This is a genomic window from Dactylosporangium sp. NPDC005572, assembly GCF_040605515.1.
Taxonomy (GTDB): Bacteria; Actinomycetota; Actinomycetes; order Mycobacteriales; family Micromonosporaceae; genus Dactylosporangium.
Map to the genome: position 1 here is coordinate 23,963 of NZ_JBEXCY010000068.1, position 20,632 is coordinate 44,594.

Sequence of the window (20,632 nt, forward strand, 5' to 3'; positions counted from 1 at the left end):
ATCCCGTCGGATCCGGGGAGGTGGCGAATGGCCGGCAAGATCAAGGACGAGGACATCGCCCTGGTGCGTGAGCGCACGGCGATCGCCGACGTCATCTCCGAGCACGTCACCCTGAAGTCGGCCGGCGGCGGCAACCTCAAGGGGCTGTGCCCGTTCCATGACGAGAAGACCGCCTCGTTCAACGTCTCACCCGCCCGGAACGTGTATTTCTGTCACGGCTGCGGCGCCGGCGGCGACGCGATCAAGTTCCTCATGGACCACGACCACCTCTCGTTCGTGGAGGCGGTCGAGCGGCTCGCCGGGCGGGCCGGCCTCCAGCTGCGCTATGTCGAGGCGGGCGCGGCGCCGATCCGCCAGACCGGGCAGAAGCAGCGGCTCATCGCCGCGCACGGCGAGGCCGCCCGGTTCTACGCCGAGCAGCTCGGCACGCCCGGCGCCCGCGCCGCCCGGGAGTTCCTCGCCGCGCGCGGGTTCACCCGGGAGGCGGCCGAGCGCTACGGCTGCGGGTTCGCCCCCGAGGGGTGGGACCCGCTGACCCGGCACCTGCGCCAGAAGGGCTACACGGCGGCCGAGCTGACCAGCGCCGGGCTGTCCCGCGAGGCGCGCTCCGGCAGCCTGATCGACCGGTTCCGCCGGCGGCTGCTGTGGCCGATCAAGGACATCTCGGGCGAGGTCATCGGCTTCGGCGCGCGGAAGCTGTTCGACGACGACGACGGGCCGAAGTATCTCAACACGCCCGAGACCCCGCTGTACAAGAAATCGCACGTGCTGTATGGGATCGACCACGCGAAGCGGGAGATCGCCAAGCAGAGCCGGGTCGTCATCGTCGAGGGCTACACCGACGTGATGGCCTGCCACCTCGCCGGGGTGCCGGTCGCCGTCGCCACCTGCGGGACCGCGTTCGGCACCGACCACATCTCCGTGCTGCGCCGGCTGCTCATGGACGCCGACGGCTACGGTGGCGAGATCATCTTCACGTTCGACGGCGACGCCGCCGGGCAGAAGGCGGCGCTGCGCGCGTTCGAGGACGACCAGCGGTTCGTGGCCCAGACGTTCATCGCGGTCGGCCCCGACAACATGGACCCGTGCGAGCTGCGCCTGGCCAAGGGCGACGCGGCGGTCCGCGACCTGGTCGCCGACCGGCAGCCGCTGCTCGACTTCGCGCTGCGCTCGGTCATCCAGCGCTTCGACCTCGACCTGGCCGAGGGGCGGGTCGGCGCGCTGAAGGCGACCGCCCCGCTGGTGGCCAAGATCAAGGACCGGACGTTACGCCCGGAGTATGCCCGGAAGCTCTCCGGCGACCTCGGCATGGAGCTGGAGACGGTGCAGCGCGCGGTCAACTCGGCGGCCAAGGGCGTCGTCGACCCGGTCGTCCCGCCGCAGCGGCGCATCCTCGCCCCCGACAGCGCCGAGGCGCTCGTCGAGCGGGAGGCCCTCAAGCTCGCGCTCCAGCAGCCGGTGCTGGCCGGCCCGATGTTCGACGCGGTCGGCGCCGAGACGTATGCCCACCCCACGTACCAGTCGCTGCGCGCCGCGATCGCCGAGGCCGGGGGCGCCTCGTCGGCGTCCGGCGGCGGCGCGGTCTGGATCGAGCAGGTCCGCGAGGCCTGCGTCGACCTGGCCGCGAGCGCCCTGGTCACCGAGCTGGCGGTCGAGCCGCTGCGGCTCGACGGCGACCCCGACCCGCGCTACGTCGAGGCGACGATCATCCGGCTCCAGCTGCCGGCGCTCAACCGCACGATCGCCGACCTCAAGTCGAAGCTGCAGCGGATCAACCCGGTCAGCAACCCCGACGAGCACCTGCGGCTGTTCAGCGAGCTGGTGTCACTGGAGCAGCACGCCCGCGCGCTGCGTGACCGCGGCGCGAGCCGGTGGTGAGGAGCCTTCCGTCATGTTCGGTTTCCTGAAGCGGCGCCGGCTGCCGGCCGGTCGGCAGCCCGGGCTGGCGCCCGACGAGCGCGTCGTGGCCTGGTCCGGCGCGACCGGCGACAACGTCGTCGTGGCCACCAACCTCGGGCTGTGGCTGCCCGGGGCCGGCGAGCGGCTCGGCTGGCACGAGCTGCACAAGGCGACCTGGTCGGGCCGGCAGCTCACGCTGGTCGCGGCCCGGGAGGTGCCGGTCGAGGGCGCCGACTACGTGGTGATGGAGGACCTGCCGCCGCTGGTGCTCACGCTGCTCGACCCCGACCGGGTGCCCGAGCAGGTGCGCGTCCGGGTCAACAGGTCGATCGCGCACACCTCGCACCATCCGCTCGACGGCGAGGCCGGCGTGCGGGTCGTCGGCCGGCGGGTGCCGGGGATCGACGGGCTGCGCTGGACGGTGCGGTATGACGAGGGCGTCGACACCGCCTCACCCGAGGTCGCGCGGCAGACCGCCGAGCTGGTCGCCTGGGCGCGCTCGGGCGCGGGCCCGACGCCCTAGCGTCACGGCCGCCCACCCGACGAGGGCGACGTCGAGGAACGCGCCGGGCACCTTGGTCTTCGTCGCCAGGCCCAGGCTGTCGGGCAGCGTGAGGAACACCAGCCCGGCGGCCGCCGCGTGGACCGTGGTGCGCAGGCGGCCGTGGAGGTCCGTCGCGGCGAGCACCGCGATGCCCGCGATCGCGTACCAGGCGTAGAACACCGGGCCGAGCACGGCGCCGGCGAGCAGTCCGATGCCGGCCGCGGTGAGGACCCGTGTCCTGTCCTTGTACGCCCAGAGCCACAGGCCCACCAGGACCCCGGCGAGGGCCACGAAGCCGGCGGCGCGGGCCACGGCGACGGCCGTGCCGAAGGCCTCCGGTGCGCCGAACCAGCGCAGGACGTAGCCGGCGGCCATGCCCACGCCGGTGGGGATCGACAGCCACTGGACCAGGCCGGTGGTGGAGCCCAGCGCCGTGACGAAGCCCAGGCCGTGTCCCGTGACCAGGGCCAGGACCGCGTACGTGCCCACGGTGGTGGCGGCCAGGGCGGCCGTGCCCCTGCGCGTGAAGACCAGCAGCCACACGAACGGCGCGGCGATGAGCGCGGTCACCTTGATCGCTATGGCGAGCCCGAGCGCGACGCCCGCCAGTGCCGCGCTGCGGCGCGCGAGCGCGAACGCGGCCAGGACGAACGCCGCGAGCAGGATGTCGTTGTGCACGCCCGATACGACGTGCACGAGGACGAGCGGGCTGGCGGCGAGCACGGCGTTGGTCCGGTTCAGCCGCGCCGCCGCGGCGACGCAGAGCAGCAGGCCGAGGACGGCGACGACGCGGAACAGGCCGACGGCCACGTGCAGGTTGCCGTGCGCGAGCCAGGTGACGCCGCCCTCGATCGCGAGCCACAGTGGGCCGTACGGCGTCGGGGTGTCCCGCCACAGCGGCGGCACCGAGTCCAGCCAGGTGCACGGCAGCTCCGCCGGCCCCACCCGGTAGAGGTCGAGGCCGGCGTCGAAGAGCTGGCCCTGGCAGGCGTAGGCGTACACGTCCTGCGCGCCCAGCGGGGGCGCGACGAGCAGCGGCAGGCTCCACAGGGCCGCCGTGACGAGCAGGCGCTTGCTGTCGGTCTCGTCGCGCAGCCCCCACCAGGCGTGGACGAGCAGGATCAACGCGACGAACCAGACCACGACCCCGGTGACCCAGGCGGCGTCGTGGTGATACGGCCTTCCGGCGAGGAAGCCGCTGACGGCCAGCAGGACGGACGCGCCCAGCCCGAGCCAGCGCGGGTTGATGCGCACTGGTGCATGGTAAACGGATCGGATTTTGTCGTACCCCTGGGTTAGTGTCTGCCCGTGGCTGATGACGGGGCGTTGATCGAGGCTACGGGGCTGGTCAAACGGTTCGGTGACTTCACCGCGGTCGATGGCATCGACCTCCGGGTGGCGGCCGGCGAGGCGTTCGGGTTCCTCGGGCCCAACGGGGCGGGGAAGTCGTCGACGATGCGCATGATCGGGTGCGTGTCGCGGCCGACGAGCGGCGCGCTGCGGATCCTGGGCCGGGACACGGCGGCCGACGGCGCGGCGATCCGCTCGCGCCTCGGGGTCTGCCCGCAGCAGGACACGCTCGACCTCGAGCTGACCGTCGTGGAGAACCTGATCGTCTATGCGCGCTATTTCGGCGTGCCGCGCAAGGTGGCCCGGGCCCGGGCCATGGAGCTGCTCGACTTCGTGCAGCTCGCCGACCGGGCGGACGACAAGGTGGAGCCGCTGTCGGGCGGCATGAAGCGGCGGCTGACGATCGCCCGCGCGCTCGTCAACGAGCCCGACATCGTGCTGCTCGACGAGCCGACGACCGGCCTCGACCCGCAGGCCCGCCACCTGGTGTGGGAGCGGCTGTTCCGGCTCAAGCAGCGGGGCGTGACGCTGGTGCTGACCACGCACTACATGGACGAGGCCGAGCAGTTGTGCGACCGGCTGGTCGTGATGGACGCCGGGCGGATCGTCGCCGAGGGCTCGCCCCGCCAGCTCATCGAGCGCCACTCGACCCGCGAGGTGGTCGAGGTCCGCTTCGGCCTGGACCCGCTCGACGGCCTGGCCGACAAGCTCGACGGCATCGGCGAGCGCACCGAGGTGCTGCCCGACCGCGTGCTCCTCTACACCGACGACGGCGACGCCGGCGTGGCCGAGATCGCCGCGCGCGGCCTGACCCCGTCGAGCGTGCTCGTCCGCCGCGGCTCCCTGGAGGACGTGTTCCTGCACCTGACCGGCCGCACCCTGGTGGACTGAGATGGCGACGCTCGCGGCCCTCGAATACCACCTGGTGTCCTACCGGCGCACCTGGCGCTCCAGCGTGTTCAGCTCGTTCGCGCTGCCCGCGATGTTCCTGGTCGCGATGGGCGTCACCGTCGGGCACTACGTCGACGCCCGCTCCACCGCGATCGGCGTGCCCTACCTGGACTACATCGGCCCCGGCCTGCTCGCCTCGACCGCGCTGCAGGTCGCCATCGGCGAGTCGACGTGGCCGGTGTTCTCGGCGTTCAACTGGATCCGCACCTACCATGCGATGCGCGCCAGCCCGCTGACGAGCGGGGCGATCGTGCGCAGACACCTGCTGTACATCCTGCTCCGCGTCCTGCTCGCCACGGCCGGCTTCCTGCTGGTCCTGCTGCCGTTCGGCGCCCTGCACTCCTGGTGGGCCCTGGCCACCCCGCTGCCGGCGCTGCTGGTCGGCCTGGCCTGCGCGACGCCGTGCTTCGCCTTCGCCGCGGCGGTGGACAACGACGGCTTCTTCGCGGTGCTGTTCCGCCTGGCCGTGGTCCCGATGACGCTGTTCTCGGGCGTGTTCTTCCCGGTGGAGGACCTGCCGGGCCCGGCCCGCCTGCTGGCGTACGCGTCGCCGCTGTGGCACGGCGTCGAGCTGTGCCGCGCCGCGACCCTCGGCACGCCGACCGCCTGGGGCGTCCCCCTCCACACGGCGGCCCTCCTGCTGTGGTCCGCGGCCGGCTACGCCCTGGCGCTGCGCTACTTCACCCGGAAACTCGAGGACTGATGCCCTGTGGTGACCCTGTTGGTGGCGTCCCGGCTCGCCCGGCTCGATCGGGGGGCCGCCGGGGCGCTGTCCGTCACCGGGCGTAACGTCGCCGCCGCCCGGCACGCCGCCTACTGGTGGGTGCTCATGTCCGGATTCGCCGAGCCGCTGCTCTATCTGCTCTCGATCGGGGTCGGGGTGGGGCGGCTGGTGGGGGACGTGGCGCTGCCCGACGGGCGGCTCGTGACGTATGCACAGTTCGTAGCGCCCGCGATGCTCGCCGCCTCGGCCATGAACGGGGCCCTGGCCGAGACCACCATGAATTTCTACGGCAAGTTGAAGTTCATGAAGATCTATGACGCCACGCTCGCCACGCCCTTGACGCCCATGCAGGTCTCGTCCGGCGAGCTGGTGTGGGCGATGGTGCGCGGCGGGGTGTATTCGGCCGCGTTCCTCGTGGTCATGGCCGCGCTCGGGCTCACCACGCCGCTGTGGGCGCTCGCCGCGTTCCCCGTGTCGCTGCTCGTCGGGTTCGCGTTCGGCGGGCTCGGGATGGGGCTGTCCACGCTCCTGCGGTCGTGGCAGGACTTCGACTACATCAATGTCACGCAGTTCGGGCTGTTCCTCTTCAGCGGGACGTTCTCGCCGCCCGGGGACTTTCCGCCGGTACTCAGAGTGATCGTCGAGCTGACCCCGCTGTATCACGGCGTGGCCCTCCTGCGGGCCGTCACCACCGCCTCGCCGTCGTGGGGTCTCCTATGGCACGTCGTCTATCTGGGAGCGCTCGCATGGGGCGGGCTGTGGCTCGCCGGGCGGCGGATGGAAAAACTTCTGCTGACCTAGTTTGTCCCAGTTTGGGAAAGGTCGGATGATCTCTCGGCACCCATGCTGAGCTGCTCAAACATACATATTTTCGAGATCGTTCCAACTTCTGCTGGAGAGAGCAAAAGTTTGGTAACGAGCGATAGAAGCTCTAGACGCGGCGCGGAGGACGGCCTAAAGTCTCGACGCAACACGGGTGTAACGCACGGCACACGGCCCGGTTACCAGCACCTTCGTGAAGGTGTGGTGGTGTAGCCGCATGTCGCGGACGCCTGCCTGCGACCAGACGAGGAGGTGCCCCGATGAACACGGTCAGTGCGGTAGATGGACCCGTTCAGTCGCGCCTGCTCCGCTTGTTGCGGGACACCGGTGCGTTGTCGCGTGCGGAGCTGGCCGATCGCCTCGAGGTGCCCCGGCCCCGGTTGCTCGCCGACCTGGACGCGCTCGTCGCGACCGGGTTGATCCGCGAGGCCGGGCCGGCGGCGAGCCGCGGCGGACGGCGATCGACGCTGGTGGAGCTCAACCCCGGCCTGCGGTTCGCCGCCGTTGACCTGGGTGCCAGCTCGATCGACGTCGAGATCACCGACGGCCGGCTGGAGCCGGTCGCCGCCTACGGCGAGCCGGCCGACATCCGGTCCGGGCCCAAGGTGATCCTCCAGCGGGTCAACGAGATCATCCACAAGTTCCGCGCGGAGGGTGCCTTCGAGCGCCTGCACGCGATCGGCATCGGCGTGCCCGGGCCCGTCAGCTTCCGCGACGGCGTCCCGGTGTCACCGCCGATCATGCCCGGCTGGGACCGGTTCCCGGTGCGGGAGGCGCTCGGGCGCGAGCACAACTGCCCGGTCGTCGTCGACAACGACGTCAACATCATGAGCATCGGCGAGCGTTACGGCGGCGTTGCTCATTCGGTCGACAACCTGCTGTTCCTCAAGGTCGGCACGGGCATCGGCTGCGGCATCTACCTCAACGGCGAGGTGTACCGGGGCACCGACGGTTGCGCCGGCGACATCGGCCACATCCAGGTCGACAGCCACGGGCCGGTCTGCTCGTGCGGCAACGTCGGCTGCCTGGAGGCTCTCTTCGGCGGCGGCGCGCTCGCCCGCGACGCGACCGCCGCGGCCCGCAGTGGCGCCTCCCCGGCGCTCGCGGACCGGCTCAACGCCAACGGCGCCGTCACTGCCAAGGACGTCGCCGACGGTGCGGCCGAGGGCGACGTGACCTGCATCCGCCTCATCCGTGACGGCGGGCGCCGGGTCGGTGGAGTCCTGGCCGGCCTGGTCAGCTTCATCAACCCGTCGATGATAGTGATCGGCGGCGGTCTCGCCGGCCTCGGTCACATCCTCCTCGCCGAGATCCGCAGCGTGGTATATCGGCGCTCGCTGCCCCTCGCGACCGGCAACCTGCCGGTCGTCCTGTCCGAGCTCGGCCCCCGCGCCGGCGTTGTCGGAGCCGCGGTGCTGGCCAGCGAACTCGCATATGGGCGGCCATCATGACAAATTCCCCGGAAGACGTGGTCCTCCGGCTCACCGATGTGGTGAAGACCTTTCCCGGCGTCCGGGCGCTCGACGGCGTCCAGCTGGAGGTGCGAGCCGGCGAGGTCCACTGCCTGCTCGGCCAGAACGGCGCCGGGAAGTCGACATTGATCAAGGTGCTCTCCGGTGCACACACCCCTGACTCGGGCGAGATCCTGTGGCAGGGCCAGCCGATGAGCTTCAGCGGTCCGCAGGCGGCCATGAAGGCCGGCATCGCGACCATCTACCAGGAGCTCGACCTCGTCGACGGGCTCACCGTCGCCGAGAACATGTACCTCGGCCACGAGCCGCACAGCGCCGGCTTCGTCGCGCGGCGCACGATGCGCCGCGGCGCCGCCGAGATCCTCCAGCGGCTCGGCCACCCCGAGATCCCCGCCGGCCGCGAGGTCGGCAAGCTCCCGGCGGCGGCCAAGCAGATCGTCAGCATGGGCCGGGCGCTGTCCCGCGAGGCCCGGCTGCTCATCATGGACGAGCCGAGCGCCGTGCTCGCCCACGACGAGGTGGAGAACCTGTTCCGCGTGGTGCGCGGGCTGACGTCCCAGGGCATCGCGGTCATCTACATCTCGCACCGGCTCGAGGAGATCCGCGAGATCGGTGACCGGGTGACGGTGCTCAAGGACGGCCGCACGACCGCGGCCAACCTCGACGCCAAGACGACGCCCAACCGGGAGCTGGTCAGCCGGATGACCGGCCGGACCATCGAGTACGTCTTCCCGGAGCGCACCGAGAAGCCGGTGCCCGACGGGACCCCGCTGCTCGCGGTGCACGACCTGACCCTGGCGGGCCGGTTCAGCGAGGTGTCGCTGACCGTCCGCAGTGGCGAGATCGTCGGCATCACCGGGCTGGTCGGCTCCGGCCGGACCGAGGTGCTGGAGACCATCTACGGCGCGCGCCGCGCCACGGACGGCCGGGTCGAGCTGGACGGCCGCCCCCTGCGCCGCGGCAGCGTCAACGCGGCGGTGCGGGCCGGCATCGGCATGGCCCCGGAGGAGCGCAAGAGCCAGGCGCTGCTGCTCGCCGAGCCGATCTACCGCAACGTCACGCTCGCGGGCTTCGCGCGCTTCGCCAAGGCGGGCTTCACCGACGCCGGCCAGGAGCGGACCGAGGCCGAGCGGGTCACCCGCGGCCTGGACCTGCGGCCGGCCGACGTCCGGCGGCCCGTGCGCACCCTGTCCGGCGGCAACCAGCAGAAGGTCGTCGTCGGCCGGTGGCTGCTCGGCGGCACCCGGCTGCTGCTGCTCGACGAGCCGACCCGCGGCGTCGACGTGGGCGCCCGCGCCGAGCTCTACCAGGTGATCCGCAAACTCGCCGACGAGGGTGTCGGCGTGCTGCTCGTATCGAGCGAGGTGCCCGAGGTGCTCGGCCTCTCCGACCGCGTGCTCGTCATGCGCGAGGGCCGGGTCGTCCACGAGGCGCCCGCCGCTGAACTCGACGAAGACACAGTGCTCGACCTCGTGATGGCCGGCTCGCTGCTCGACGGGGCCGGCCTGGCGGGCACCGCCCCTGAAGGGAACGCCGCATGAGCACCGCGACCGAACCGGTGGAGCTCCAGCAGGAACAGCCCAAGGCTGCCGGCCAGAACTGGTGGCAGCGCGACGGCGCCGACTCGGTGAAGCGCAACCTCGCCCTCATCGGCGTGCTGTTGCTGTTGCTCATCATCGGCGCGATCACCCGCAGCGACATCTTCCTCGACCCGAGTCGCCTCTGGTCGAACGAGCTGACGGTGGTGACCCAGGCGTCGAGCATCGGCGTGATCGTGGTCGGCATGACGTTCGTGATGATCAGCGGCGGCATCGACCTGTCGGTCGGCGCGCTGCTGGCCCTGGCGAGCGTCTGGTGTACCACGGTCGCCACGCAGGACCTGGGCGCCGCAGCGATGATCTTCACCGCGCTCGCCGTCGGCGCCGGTGCCGGCCTGGTCAACGGGGTGCTCATCTCGTACGGCAAGCTGGTGCCGTTCATCGCGACCCTGGCGATGATGCTGTCGGCCCGCGGCCTCGCCCAGAACATCTCCGGCTCGCACACCCAGATCACCACCGAGCCGGTGATCCTCAGCCTCGCCGGCGACAAGTTCCTCGGCGTGCCGTACATGGTCATCATCTTCCTGCTGGTCGTCGTGCTCGGCTGGATCCTGCTCAACCGCACGACCTTCGGCCGGCGCACGATCGCGATCGGTGGCAACACCGAGGCCGCCCGCCTGGCCGGTATCAACGTCCGCCTGCAGACCCTGCTGCTGTACGTGCTGTCCGGCCTGTGCTGTGGCATCGCCGCGCTGATGGTGGTGTCCCAGACCACCTCGGGCAGCAACACCCACGGCGATCTCTACGAGCTCAGCGCGATCGCCGCCGCGATCATCGGCGGCACCGCCCTCACCGGCGGCCGCGGCACCATCGTCGGCTCGCTGCTCGGCGTGCTGATCTTCACCCAGATCACCAACCTGTTCATCGTCAACAACCTGCAGCTGGACATCCAGCGCATCATCAACGGCGGCATCATCGTCGCCGCCGTCCTCATCCAGCAGTTCCGGGTGACGTCGCTCTGGCGCAGGCCGGGCGCGAAGCCCAGCGCCACCTCATAAGAACCAATCGATCAGTCAGCTGACGCCGCCGTCACGCCGAGACGGCAGCTCTGATCACTGCGCCCAAAAAACAGACCCACCGGTACGAACCAAAGAACACCCCATCCCACAGACGACCAGGAGGTCGTGATGAGCGCATCCTCGGGTGACATGTCCCGTCGCCGTCTTCTCCTCGGCGGGGCGGCGGTCGGCGCCGGCGCGCTGCTTGCCGCCTGCACCTCGAACGAGTCGAAGGACTCCGACGCCGGCACCAACGTCAAGGAGAACACCGCCGCCAGCGAGGCCCCGGGCAAGCCGGTCACCATCGGCTTCTCCGCCCCCGCCGCCGACCACGGCTGGATCGGTGCCATCACCGCGAACGCCCAGGCGCAGGCCAAGAAGTTCTCCGACGTGACCCTCAAGGTGGTCGACGCCGGTAAGGACGCCCCGGCCCAGATCGCCGCGCTGGAGTCGCTGATCCAGAGCAAGCCGGACGCGATCGTGCTGCTGCCGCAGGACGGCGCGCAGCTCACCGCGGTCGGCAAGAAGGCCACGGAAGCCGGCATCATCGTCATCAACCTCGACCGCGAGTTCTCCGACTCGGCCGCGTCGTTCTGCCTGATCAAGGGCGACAACTACGGCATGGGTATCGCGGCCGGTCACTACGTCGGCGAGAAGCTCAAGGGCAAGACCGACGCCGTGATCGGTGAGATCCCCGGCATCGACGAGCTGCAGCTGACCAAGGACCGGTCGAAGGGCTTCGCGGACGCCCTCAGGACCTACGGGCTGACCGTCAAGCACCGCGTGCCGGCGCAGTTCACGGTCCAGAGCGGCCAGGCGGCCACGGCCAACCTGCTGCAGGCGGCCCCGAAGCTCGACGCCGTCTGGAACCACGACGACGACCAGGGCGTCGGCGTGCTCGCCGCGATCCAGCAGGCCGGCCGCAAGGAGTTCTTCATGGTCGGTGGCGCCGGCTCGCGCGACGCCATGGACCACATCAAGGCCGGCGACTCGGTGCTGACCGCGACCGTCACCTACCCGCCGTCGATGGCCTCGTCGGCGATCATCCTGGCCCGGCTCGCGGCCCAGGGTAAGGGCATGAGCGACCTGGTCGAGCTGCAGGTGCCGAAGCTGATCGTTCTGCAGTCGGAGACCATCACCAAGGACAACGTCGACAAGTACCTCCCGCTCGGCTTCAAGTCCTAAGGGGTCCTCCTACCCAACCATCAGAAAGGAACCGCCAGTGTCCACTCAGGGCAGCAGCGGGGAGCTGCGTGTCGGCATGGTCGGATACGCGTTCATGGGCGCCGCGCACTCGCAGGCGTGGCGCACCGTGAACCGTGTCTTCGACCTCCCGGCGCGGGCGACCATGGTCGCCGTCTGCGGTCGCGATGGGGCGAAGGTGGCGGAAGCCGCGAGCAGGCTCGGGTGGGCCGAAGCGGTGACCGACTGGCGCGCGCTGATCGCCCGGGACGACATCGACGTCATCGACGTCTGTACCCCGGGCGACAGCCACGCCGAGATCGCCATCGCCGCGCTGGAAGCGGGCAAGCACGTGCTGTGCGAGAAGCCGCTCGCCAACACCGTCGACGAGGCACGCGCCATGGTTGCGGCAGCGGTGAAGGCCCGGGCGCTCGGCGTCCGGTCCGCCTGCGGGTTCAACTACCGCCGGGTGCCGGCCGTCTCGCTCATGCGCAACCTCATCGCCGAGGGCCGTCTCGGCGCGATCCGTCACGTCCGGGCCGTGTACCTGCAGGACTGGATCACCGACCCGAACTTCCCGCTCGTCTGGCGGCTCCAGAAGGACAAGGCCGGGTCGGGCGCGCTGGGCGACATCGGCGCGCACATCATCGACCTGACCCAGTTCGTCACGGGGCAGACCATCACCGGCGTGGCCGGGCTGACCGAGACGTTCGTCAAGGAGCGGCCGCTGCCGGCCGAGTCGAGCGGCCTGTCCGCGTCGTCGGAAGGGTCGGCCGGCGCGGCGACGGGCGAGGTCACCGTCGACGACGCGGCCGTGTTCGTCGCCCGGCTCTCCGGCGGCGGCCTGGCCACGTACGAGGCGACCCGGTTCGCGACGGGCCGCAAGAACGGCCTCAAGGTCGAGATCAACGGCGAGCGCGGCTCGCTGGTGTTCGACCTGGAACGGCTCAACGAGCTGGAGTTCTACGACGCCACCAAGCCGGTGGCGGAGCAGGGCTTCAGCCGGATCCTGGTGACCGAGGGGGAGCACCCGTACGTCGCCGCGTGGTGGCCGCCGGGGCACATCCTCGGGTACGAGCACTCGTTCACCCACGAGATGCGCGACTTCATCGAGGCGGTCGCGACCGGCGCCGACCCGACGCCGTCGTTCGAGGACGCGCTGCAGGTGCAGCTCGTGCTGGACGCGGTCGAGCGGTCCGGGGCCGCGGACGCCTCGTGGATCAGCGTGGTGGAGTCATGACCGATCCGTACGCCCCCACGCCCGCCGACCGGTTCTCGTTCGGGCTCTGGACGGTGGGCTGGCAGGCCCAGGACGTCTTCGGCTCGGCGTCGCGCCCGGCGCTCGACCCGGTCGAGTCCGTGCACCGGCTGGCGGAGCTGGGGGCGTACGGTGTCAGCTTCCACGACGACGACCTGATCCCGTTCGGCAGCGACGAGACGGTCCGCGACCAGGTCGTCAAGCGCTTCAAGGAGGCGCTCGACGGCACTGGCCTGGTGGTGTCGATGGCCACCACGAACCTGTTCGGCCATCCCATCTTCAAGGACGGCGCGTTCACCGCCAACGACCGTGCCGTGCGTCGCTTCGCGCTGCAGAAGGTACTGCGCAACATCGACCTCGCCGCCGAGCTGGGCGCGCCGACGTACGTCCTGTGGGGCGGACGCGAGGGCGCCGAGTCCGGGGCGGGCAAGCAGATGCGCGCGGCGCTGGACCGCTACCGCGAGGCGATCAACGCGATCTGCGCGTACATCCGCGAGCGGGGGTACGACATCCGTCTCGCGATCGAGCCGAAACCGAACGAGCCGCGTGGTGACATCCTGCTGCCGACGATCGGGCACGCGCTCGCGCTGATCTCGACGCTGGATGAGCCCTCGCGGGTGGGGCTCAACCCGGAGGTCGGGCACGAGGAGATGGCCGGGCTGAACTTCGCGCACGGGATCGCCCAGGCGCTGTGGCACGGCAAGCTCTTCCACGTCGACCTCAACGGCCAGCACGGGCCGCGCTTCGACCAGGACCTGCGCTTCGGCGCCGGCAACCTGCGGGGCGCGTTCTGGACCGTCGACGTGCTGGAGAACAGCTCCGGCTACCCGACGGCCTACGCCGGGCCGCGTCACTTCGACTACAAGCCGCCGCGCACCGAGGACGCCGAGGGCGTCTGGGTGACGGCAGCCGCCTGCATGCGCAACTACCTGATCCTCAAGGAGAAGGTCCGCACCTTCCGCGACGACCCCGAGGTGTCCGCCGCACTGGCGACCGCACGGGTCGACGAGCTGTCGGTCCCGACGCTGCTGCCCGGGGAGTCCCTGGACGAGTTGCGGGCCGAGGAGATCGACGTCGAGACGGTCGCCGCCCGGGGGATGGCGTTCGAACGGCTCGACCAGCTGGCCATGGAGCATCTGCTCGGTATCCGTGGCTGACCGCATGACTTTCCCGGACCGGTAGCGAGGGCCCGCCCGCGGTTGCGCCCCGCGGGCGGGGGTACCGGAACGGGGGAGACCGGAGGCCGGCGCGGCGTCAACCAGTCGCCGCGCCGGGCCACCGGGACGCACCGACGCTCACCATGACAGCGCGGCGGCGCGCGCCTTACCAGACGTGAAGGAACTGTCATGAGAATCCGCTCGTGGCTCGCCGCCGCTACGGTGAGCCTCACCGCAGCGACCACGCTCGTTCCGGCGCCCGCCAGCGCCGCCGACGCCCCGTACAAGGTGCTCGTCTTCAGCAAGACCGCCGGCTTCCGCCACTCGTCCATCCCCAACGGCATCGCCGCCATCCAGTCGCTCGGCGCCGCCAACAACTTCACCGTCACCGCCACCGAGGACGCCGCGGCGTTCACGACGGCCAACCTCGCCCAGTTCCAGACGGTCGTGTTCCTGTCGACGACCGGCGACGTGCTCAACGACGCCCAGCAGACCGCCTTCGAGTCGTACATCAGGGGCGGCGGCGGGTACGTCGGCGTGCACGCGGCGGCCGACACCGAGTACGGCTGGGCGTTCTACGGCACGCTCGTCGGCGCCTGGTTCTCCTCCCACCCGGCGATCCAGCAGGCCACCATCGCCGTCGAGGACCGCAGCCACCCGGCCACGGCGCACCTCGGCGCGACCTGGGCGCGCACCGACGAGTGGTACAACTACCAGACCAACCCGCGCTCGTCCGCCCGCGTGCTCGCGTCGCTCACCGAGTCGTCGTACTCCGGCGGGACCATGGGCGACCACCCGATCACCTGGTGCAAGACGATCGACAACGGCCGCTCGTTCTACACCGGCCTGGGCCACACCGAGGCGTCCTACACCGAGGCGGCGTTCACGTCGCTGCTCCTCGGCGCGCTGCGCTACACCGCGAAGCGGGTGGACGGCAACTGCGCGCCGCCGACGCCGCCGGCGTCCAGCGTCTACCAGGGCGAGTCCTGGTCCGCGACGAGCGGCGTCCAGGTCGCGAACCACGCCCCGGCCGTCGGCGGCCGGACCGCCGGCTACATCGACCCGAATGACTGGATCTCGTACACCGGCGTCAACCTCGCGACGGCGAAGGGCGCACTCGTGCGCGTCTCGTCGGCCGGCGCCGGCGGTACCGTCGAATTCCGTGCCGGATCCGCGACCGGAGCCCTGCTCGGCACCGTCTCGGTGCCCAACATCGGCAGCTGGGACACGTTCCGCGACGTGTTCACCCCGCTCGCGTCCAACTCCTCTTCCACGTTGTACCTCGTGTTCAAGGGCACCGGCAGCTCGCTGTTCGACCTCGACCAGTTCACGCTGACCCGCACCGCGACGACCCGCCAGGGCGAGGCCTGGTCCTCGACCGGCGGCCTGCAGGTGGCGGCCCACGGTCCCGCGGTCGGCGGCCAGACCGCCGGCTTCGTCGACAACAACGACTGGGCCGGGTACACCGGGCTCGCGCTGGCCTCGGCGGCCGGCGTCCGGGTGCGGTGGTCCTCGGCCGGCGCCGGCGGCACCATCGAGTTCCGCGCCGGCTCACAGACCGGGACGCTGCTCGGCACGCTCGCGGTGACGAACACGGGCAGCTGGGACACGTTCCGCGAGGCCTCGGTACCGCTGACGCCCAACGCGTCGACCAGCCTCTACCTGGTGTTCCGCGGCGGCAGCGGGTCTCTCTTCGACGTCGACGAGTTCACGCTGCATGCCCTCTGAGTTGCCCGGCCCTGCGGGGCCGGCCTAGACGGAAGACGGGGTCGCGACGCCGACCGACCCCTTCTCCGGGCCCCGTCCGCTCGGATGTTCAACGCGCCGGCACGGGCTTCGGGTGGTGACGCCGACTCCACCCGACGTCCGCTACCGATGCGGTCCGGGCGGGCGGGGAGCTCTTTTCCCTGGCTTTTCTTGCCCGTAGGATGATTTTCGCAGCGCACATGGACTCGGCCTTCGCCGGTCGGCCGGCGCGGGCGGGAGGCGCAACCCGCCCGCCTCGGACACGTCCGTGGTGGTGCTACTGATTGCCCGCAGGTCACCCTCGCGCCTGGACCCAACGTGCTCACCACAGTGCACCGGAGGACACAGCATGGCGCGTCCCATCACGCTCTTCACCGGCCAGTGGGCCGACCTTCCGTTCGAGGAGGTCTGCCGCCTGGCCTCCGAGTGGGGCTACGACGGCCTTGAGATCGCCTGCTGGGGCGATCACTTCGAGGTCGACAAGGCGATCTCCGACGACTCCTATGTGGATCGCAAGCTGGAGACGCTCTCGAAGTACAACTTGAAAGTCTGGACCATCTCCAACCACCTCGTCGGTCAGGCGGTCTGCGACCACCCCATCGACCAGCGGCACCAGGGCATCCTGCCGGCGCGGATCTGGGGCGACGGCTCACCCGAGGGCGTCCGCCAGCGGGCCGCCGAGGAGATCAAGGACACCGCCCGGGCCGCCCGCAAGCTCGGCGTCGACGTCGTCGTCGGCTTCACCGGCTCGTCGATCTGGCACACGCTGGCCATGTTCCCGCCGGTCCCGCCGGAGATGATCGAGGCCGGCTACCAGGACTTCGCGGACCGGTGGAACCCGATCCTCGACGTCTTCGACGAGGTCGGCGTGAAGTTCGCGCACGAGGTCCACCCGAGCGAGATCGCCTACGACTACTACACGACCAAGCGCACCCTGGAGGCCATCGGGCACCGGCCCGCCTTCGGCCTCAACTGGGACCCGTCGCACTTCGTGTGGCAGGAGCTCGACCCGGTGAACTTCATCTTCGACTTCGCCGACCGGATCTACCACGTCGACTGCAAGGACGCGAAAGTCCGCACCGGCGACGGCCGCCGCGGCCGCCTCGCGTCCCACCTGCCGTGGGCCGACATGCGCCGCGGCTGGGACTTCGTCTCCACCGGCCACGGCGACGTGCCGTGGGAGGACTCGTTCCGCGCCCTCAACGCGATCGGCTACAACGGCCCGATCTCGATCGAGTGGGAGGACGCCGGCATGGACCGCCTGGTCGGCGCCCCCGAGGCGCTGCAGTTCGTGCGCCGCCTGGCCTTCGACGCTCCCGCCGCTGCGTTCGACGCCGCGTTCTCGTCGTCGTCCTGACACTGTGGGGGGCCGGCGTTCGCCGGCCCCCCACGCGCTCGTGCGTTCCTTACAACCCCGGGGTCCGCGTCGCCGCCGGCCCGGTGGTGGCGAGCGTGTCACGCTCGATCGCCGGGGTGTCCGGCGTGTGCAGCAGCCGATGGCCGAGATCGGTCTCGGCGAACCGGCTGTTGGCGAGGCGGTCGGTAACCTTGGTCTTGCCCTCGCTGTAGAGCCGCGTCGCCTGCTCCTGGACGACCCCGGCGGCTTCCTGGACCGTCGGGCTCTCCTTGATCTTCAGAGCAGTGGACTTGAGCTCTTCGTACTTCTCCCGACCCGCCCGGGCGCCGAGCACGAAGCCCGCGGCCAGGCCGCCGAGGAACAGTAGCTTGCCGCGCATCGCGACGACCTCCTTCTGGACGGCGACGGATCGATCAGGTTGCCGCCCTGTGGTTTCGTTACCCGTCTATCGTCGTTCCGACACATCGATCTTGTGGGCCCTTTGCCAAGATCCGTCCCCCGACGCGGTGACCTGCCTGGCGGCACGCGCGGATACCCGGTGGCGCGGGACCCCCGGTTCGTGCTGTACTCTTTCCCGGTCGCCCTCGCACGGGGGAGATGCACGGTCCCGCGTAGCTCAATTGGCAGAGCAGCCGGCTGTTAACCGGCAGGTTATAGGTTCGAGTCCTATCGCGGGAGCTCCAAACGGCCCCTTACGGGGGCCATTTTTCATGCGCGGGTGCCCTGACACCGTTTCGGGTCCGCATTCGGGTTGCGCCACTCGGTAAGCTTGCGACGCTCGGGGGCGGTAGCTCAGCAGGTTAGAGCTGGGGACTCATAATCCCTTGGTCGCGGGTTCGAGTCCCGCCCGCCCCACCGACTTGGGCTCACCCTGCTCGCCGTCCCTTTGGGGACGGCTCGCCGGGAGCCGGTGGGATTCCTCGCGCTCGCTTCGCTCGCTCCCCGGTGGGGGCTTCGCCACCCACACCCCCCATGTCGGTGGTTGCGGTGATCGTGTTCGTTGCGTTCGTTGCGGTTGTTGGCTGCGGCTTTGCGGTTTGCATCGTGGGTCGTCCGCTCCACTACCTGTGCCTCGCGCCTGCGGCGAGCGGCCATGGGGGTGCGGGGTGGGAACCCCCGCCTCGGCGCGGCCACTGGCTGTGGTCCGCTGGCCAGACCGCCAAGTCCTGCGGCTGGAGAGTGGCTGTTCTTCTGGCGGAGTCTTCTGGAAGAGCTGGACAGATCGCCATGTTGGCCACCATTCGGGCGTGCGTAGCCTTCGCCCCACTTGCCCTTTTCGCCACGATTCTTGGGTGACAGCCTAGCGGGCAGGTATGGCAATTCCGGCCCCACCGGCTGGTGCCGGCCGTGGGATCCGCTCATCGACGGCATCGAACTGCGTTCGGCGCGCGACTCCAGCCGGGCAAGATGGGCGGATGGCGTCGGACCAGCTTGCCGCGGAGTTCGTCGTGGCGTGCCGGCCGCGAGATGTCGTGCGCGCCGCAGGGCGGTATCTCGCGAACAAGCTGGACGACACCGGGTTCGCTTGGCTGGAGCGAACCACCACGCTGGCCCGGAAGTGGAACGGTCTGCTGCAGGAAGTACCGCTACAGCCCAGCAGTCTGAACCGGGCGACCGGCACCATTACCGCCCAGACCCTGCTGAACCTTCGGGAGCCGGCGCTGGCGATGTGGCGGCGCACCAATCGGGACCGCTGCGTCACCTCGGGCGACATGATCTGCGCCCACTTCCTCGGGTACGTATCGGGCCGAGCGAACGGGTACGTGTACGGCGACTTCGACGATGGTGAGCTTGATCTGACCGACCCGGCGGCTCGCATCCGGCACCTCGATGAGTTCGTCGCCATGTTCCGTATCGCCGTGCTGCCCTGGTTCGCTGAGGCGAGCGACCCTGACGTGGCCGTCAGTGCTCCGGTCGCGGACCGTACCAACGTGCCGGCGGCGCTTGCCGAGTGGTTCGCCAGTCGTGGCCGGCCCGACCTGGTCAGGGCGTACGTCGACCGATACCGAGCCCGCCGTCCTGCCACTGCTGAGGCAATCGCCGTCGGCGCCGCCATCGCCGCAACCGGCCAGCCCCTATCGGTCGAGCATGGTGGCAACCTCGCAGTCGAGCTTGGTTGGGTGTCCGTCATGCTGATCCGCTGACATCCCTGCTGGTCGACGCTGCAAGTGGACCCGCAGCAGCCTGCAGGGGGTGATCATGCACACCGACCACGGAGCCCGGTGCCTGCTGTGTCTCGCCGACACCTCCGTCTATGTGTAACGGGCAAAGATCTCGGCAAGTGTATTTATAAACTTCGTTGTTAGTCTGATGGAATTGAGCTCCTATACGTAGGCATTCCCCGAATTCAGGCCAACGGGGTCCGTGGTCGGTGGCGTGGGTCGGGGACTCGCAGATCCCGAGATACCGGACGGGGTCGTCGGATCAGTCAGGGCGGCCGGGGACGACCGGCTGAGGTGCGGACGCATTCATGTTCGCTACGGTGACGTGGGGTATCTCAACGTGTACACACCGCTTAGGTTGCAGAGCGCGACAGCGTGGGGGGAAGCAGCCGATGCTCGACGACGACAGGCCGGAGCATGCTCCTGCCGCACCGGACGAATACAGCGAGCATCGCCTTGTTCGTCCGTACATCCGGCGATTCGAACAGACGCGCGCCGAGCGCGCATTTGCGACCGCGTCTGCAGCGGCCTCGGACGGTGCGCCGGTGCCTGTCGTCGAACCGGTGCGGAGCGAACCGGTGCTACGTCCGGCGGTCGAAGGCGCGGCCCTCGTGGAGCCCGTGCCTTCCGCGGTCGTCGTTGCCCGCGGCCGGCCAAGGGTGCTCCTCGCCGCGAGCTGCGGCGCGCTGGGGCTTGCGCTGGCCGCCATGGTGGTGGCGATCAGCGCCGGCGGCCGGTTCGAAGAACGTGACGTGGACGCCGCGCCGGACCGCTCGCCCGCGGTCGGCCAACTCCAGACGACCCGCCCGCCGATCGCTCCGGCCGAATCGGGCTCGCCCGGAGCCGCGACGTCGGCGATACCCCAGCTCGTCCTGTTCGCGAGCCCGTACCCGAGTCCGTTTTCGAGTCCATACTCGAGTCCGTTCCGACCGCCGGAAACGAGATCGCTGGAGCCCCAGCCAAGCGATTCCGTCACGTCCTCGACGTCGCCGAGCCCGGTTGAGTCTTCCCTCGTTCCGGCTCGTACCGGCAGGATCACCAGCGTCGCCGGCCTGTGCCTCGACGGCGGCGTGGGCAACAGCGGGAAGGACGACAGAGTCCGGCTGTTGGACTGCGACGGTACCGAGGGCCAGGTGTGGATCGTGGCGGACGACGGGACCATGCGGGTCCAGGGCAGATGTCTGCAGGCCACGACGGGTCTGGTGCGCCTGCGCGACTGCACCGGTGGTCCGGACCAGCAGTGGCGGCTCGGCGTCGCGGGCTCCCTGGTCAACCCCGCGTCGGGGCGGTGTCTCGGGAAGCTGCAGGGTGACTCGGGCCGCGGAAGCCCGCAGCGGATCGCCTCGTGCACCCAGTCCGATGCGCAGCGATGGACGTTGCCGTAGGAGCGCCACGTCGATCTCGACGACGAG

General features: G+C 70.4%; 17 protein-coding genes and 2 tRNA genes. 17 read left to right on the forward strand and 2 right to left on the reverse strand.

What is annotated here, in order from left to right:
* Nucleotides 1–27 precede the first annotated feature (27 nt).
* Together dnaG and ABZS66_RS28855 are read left to right on the forward strand one after the other, a co-directional pair.
* A complete protein-coding gene (gene dnaG, locus ABZS66_RS28850) occupies nucleotides 28–1,878 on the forward strand; it encodes a DNA primase (protein ID WP_354762997.1) in 1,851 nt (616 codons plus the stop codon).
* Between the two features lie 13 nt (nucleotides 1,879–1,891).
* The gene (locus tag ABZS66_RS28855; protein WP_354762999.1) at nucleotides 1,892–2,422 is read left to right on the forward strand and encodes a hypothetical protein; all 531 of its coding nucleotides are present in this window, start codon (nucleotides 1,892–1,894) and stop codon (nucleotides 2,420–2,422) included.
* On the opposite strand, the gene mptB is transcribed toward ABZS66_RS28855, so the two are convergent.
* On the reverse strand, nucleotides 2,351–3,697 hold the full coding sequence (gene mptB, locus ABZS66_RS28860) for a polyprenol phosphomannose-dependent alpha 1,6 mannosyltransferase MptB (RefSeq protein ID WP_354763001.1): 1,347 nt from the start codon (nucleotides 3,695–3,697) through the stop codon (nucleotides 2,351–2,353). The two genes, ABZS66_RS28855 and mptB, sit on opposite strands and share 72 nt — an antisense overlap.
* 54 nt (nucleotides 3,698–3,751) lie before the next feature.
* Here mptB and ABZS66_RS28865 point away from each other — a divergent pair, with 54 nt between their 5' ends.
* The 11 genes from ABZS66_RS28865 (at nucleotide 3,752) to ABZS66_RS28915 (ending at nucleotide 17,058) form a co-directional block, all read left to right on the forward strand.
* Nucleotides 3,752–4,684 (forward strand): ABC transporter ATP-binding protein, encoded by a 933-nt coding sequence (locus ABZS66_RS28865; RefSeq protein WP_354763003.1) that lies wholly within the window; start codon nucleotides 3,752–3,754, stop codon nucleotides 4,682–4,684.
* A 1-nt stretch (nucleotide 4,685) separates the two neighbouring features.
* The gene (locus tag ABZS66_RS28870) at nucleotides 4,686–5,447 is read left to right on the forward strand and encodes an ABC transporter permease (protein ID WP_354763005.1); all 762 of its coding nucleotides are present in this window, start codon (nucleotides 4,686–4,688) and stop codon (nucleotides 5,445–5,447) included.
* A gap of 9 nt (nucleotides 5,448–5,456) precedes the next feature.
* Nucleotides 5,457–6,269 (forward strand): ABC transporter permease, encoded by an 813-nt coding sequence (locus tag ABZS66_RS28875; RefSeq protein ID WP_354763041.1) that lies wholly within the window; start codon nucleotides 5,457–5,459, stop codon nucleotides 6,267–6,269.
* Nucleotides 6,270–6,550: 281 nt separating this feature from the next.
* Nucleotides 6,551–7,741 (forward strand): ROK family transcriptional regulator, encoded by a 1,191-nt coding sequence (locus ABZS66_RS28880; RefSeq protein WP_354763007.1) that lies wholly within the window; start codon nucleotides 6,551–6,553, stop codon nucleotides 7,739–7,741.
* Nucleotides 7,738–9,303 (forward strand): sugar ABC transporter ATP-binding protein, encoded by a 1,566-nt coding sequence (locus ABZS66_RS28885; RefSeq protein ID WP_354763009.1) that lies wholly within the window; start codon nucleotides 7,738–7,740, stop codon nucleotides 9,301–9,303. Before ABZS66_RS28880 ends, ABZS66_RS28885 begins: the two co-directional genes overlap by 4 nt.
* Nucleotides 9,300–10,358 (forward strand): ABC transporter permease, encoded by a 1,059-nt coding sequence (locus ABZS66_RS28890; protein WP_354763011.1) that lies wholly within the window; start codon nucleotides 9,300–9,302, stop codon nucleotides 10,356–10,358. Before ABZS66_RS28885 ends, ABZS66_RS28890 begins: the two co-directional genes overlap by 4 nt.
* 129 nt (nucleotides 10,359–10,487) lie before the next feature.
* Nucleotides 10,488–11,543: a substrate-binding domain-containing protein gene (locus tag ABZS66_RS28895; protein WP_354763013.1), complete on the forward strand. Its 1,056-nt coding sequence runs from the start codon at nucleotides 10,488–10,490 to the stop codon at nucleotides 11,541–11,543.
* Nucleotides 11,544–11,619: 76 nt separating this feature from the next.
* Nucleotides 11,620–12,780 (forward strand): Gfo/Idh/MocA family oxidoreductase, encoded by a 1,161-nt coding sequence (locus ABZS66_RS28900; RefSeq protein ID WP_354763043.1) that lies wholly within the window; start codon nucleotides 11,620–11,622, stop codon nucleotides 12,778–12,780.
* Nucleotides 12,777–13,955, forward strand: coding sequence for a xylose isomerase (gene xylA, locus ABZS66_RS28905; protein WP_354763015.1), 1,179 nt, complete (start codon nucleotides 12,777–12,779; stop codon nucleotides 13,953–13,955). Before ABZS66_RS28900 ends, xylA begins: the two co-directional genes overlap by 4 nt.
* A gap of 189 nt (nucleotides 13,956–14,144) precedes the next feature.
* Nucleotides 14,145–15,683 carry a ThuA domain-containing protein gene (locus tag ABZS66_RS28910; RefSeq protein WP_354763017.1) on the forward strand — a complete coding sequence of 513 codons (1,539 nt, stop codon included), beginning with the start codon at nucleotides 14,145–14,147 and terminating at the stop codon, nucleotides 15,681–15,683.
* 367 nt (nucleotides 15,684–16,050) lie between these two features.
* A complete protein-coding gene (locus ABZS66_RS28915) occupies nucleotides 16,051–17,058 on the forward strand; it encodes a sugar phosphate isomerase/epimerase family protein (protein ID WP_354763019.1) in 1,008 nt (335 codons plus the stop codon).
* A 49-nt stretch (nucleotides 17,059–17,107) separates the two neighbouring features.
* Here the strand turns inward: ABZS66_RS28915 and ABZS66_RS28920 are convergent, their stop codons facing one another.
* Entirely contained in the window at nucleotides 17,108–17,437 is a 330-nt protein-coding gene (locus ABZS66_RS28920; protein WP_354763021.1) for a hypothetical protein, read from the reverse strand.
* A 226-nt stretch (nucleotides 17,438–17,663) separates the two neighbouring features.
* Here ABZS66_RS28920 and ABZS66_RS28925 point away from each other — a divergent pair.
* The 4 genes from ABZS66_RS28925 (at nucleotide 17,664) to ABZS66_RS28940 (ending at nucleotide 20,605) form a co-directional block, all read left to right on the forward strand.
* Nucleotides 17,664–17,736 (forward strand) — tRNA-Asn (locus tag ABZS66_RS28925).
* Nucleotides 17,737–17,839: 103 nt separating this feature from the next.
* Nucleotides 17,840–17,913: transfer RNA gene (locus ABZS66_RS28930), tRNA-Ile, on the forward strand.
* Nucleotides 17,914–18,473: 560 nt separating this feature from the next.
* Nucleotides 18,474–19,202 carry a hypothetical protein gene (locus tag ABZS66_RS28935; protein WP_354763023.1) on the forward strand — a complete coding sequence of 243 codons (729 nt, stop codon included), beginning with the start codon at nucleotides 18,474–18,476 and terminating at the stop codon, nucleotides 19,200–19,202.
* Nucleotides 19,203–19,612: 410 nt separating this feature from the next.
* On the forward strand, nucleotides 19,613–20,605 hold the full coding sequence (locus ABZS66_RS28940; RefSeq protein WP_354763025.1) for an RICIN domain-containing protein: 993 nt from the start codon (nucleotides 19,613–19,615) through the stop codon (nucleotides 20,603–20,605).
* The last annotated feature ends 27 nt before the right edge of the window (nucleotides 20,606–20,632 follow it).

Coding starts and splice junctions, on each gene's coding strand:
- ABZS66_RS28870 (WP_354763005.1), top strand. CDS start 4,686: ATGGCGACGCTCGCGGCCCTCGAATACCACCTGGTGTCCTACCGGCGC.
- ABZS66_RS28915 (WP_354763019.1), top strand. CDS start 16,051: ATGGCGCGTCCCATCACGCTCTTCACCGGCCAGTGGGCCGACCTTCCG.
- ABZS66_RS28880 (WP_354763007.1), top strand. CDS start 6,551: ATGAACACGGTCAGTGCGGTAGATGGACCCGTTCAGTCGCGCCTGCTC.
- ABZS66_RS28890 (WP_354763011.1), top strand. CDS start 9,300: ATGAGCACCGCGACCGAACCGGTGGAGCTCCAGCAGGAACAGCCCAAG.
- ABZS66_RS28940 (WP_354763025.1), top strand. CDS start 19,613: ATGCTCGACGACGACAGGCCGGAGCATGCTCCTGCCGCACCGGACGAA.
- ABZS66_RS28900 (WP_354763043.1), top strand. CDS start 11,620: ATGGTCGGATACGCGTTCATGGGCGCCGCGCACTCGCAGGCGTGGCGC.
- ABZS66_RS28855 (WP_354762999.1), top strand. CDS start 1,892: ATGTTCGGTTTCCTGAAGCGGCGCCGGCTGCCGGCCGGTCGGCAGCCC.
- ABZS66_RS28910 (WP_354763017.1), top strand. CDS start 14,145: ATGAGAATCCGCTCGTGGCTCGCCGCCGCTACGGTGAGCCTCACCGCA.
- dnaG (WP_354762997.1), top strand. CDS start 28: ATGGCCGGCAAGATCAAGGACGAGGACATCGCCCTGGTGCGTGAGCGC.
- ABZS66_RS28920 (WP_354763021.1), bottom strand. CDS start 17,437: ATGCGCGGCAAGCTACTGTTCCTCGGCGGCCTGGCCGCGGGCTTCGTG.
- ABZS66_RS28935 (WP_354763023.1), top strand. CDS start 18,474: ATGGCGTCGGACCAGCTTGCCGCGGAGTTCGTCGTGGCGTGCCGGCCG.
- ABZS66_RS28895 (WP_354763013.1), top strand. CDS start 10,488: ATGAGCGCATCCTCGGGTGACATGTCCCGTCGCCGTCTTCTCCTCGGC.
- ABZS66_RS28885 (WP_354763009.1), top strand. CDS start 7,738: ATGACAAATTCCCCGGAAGACGTGGTCCTCCGGCTCACCGATGTGGTG.
- xylA (WP_354763015.1), top strand. CDS start 12,777: ATGACCGATCCGTACGCCCCCACGCCCGCCGACCGGTTCTCGTTCGGG.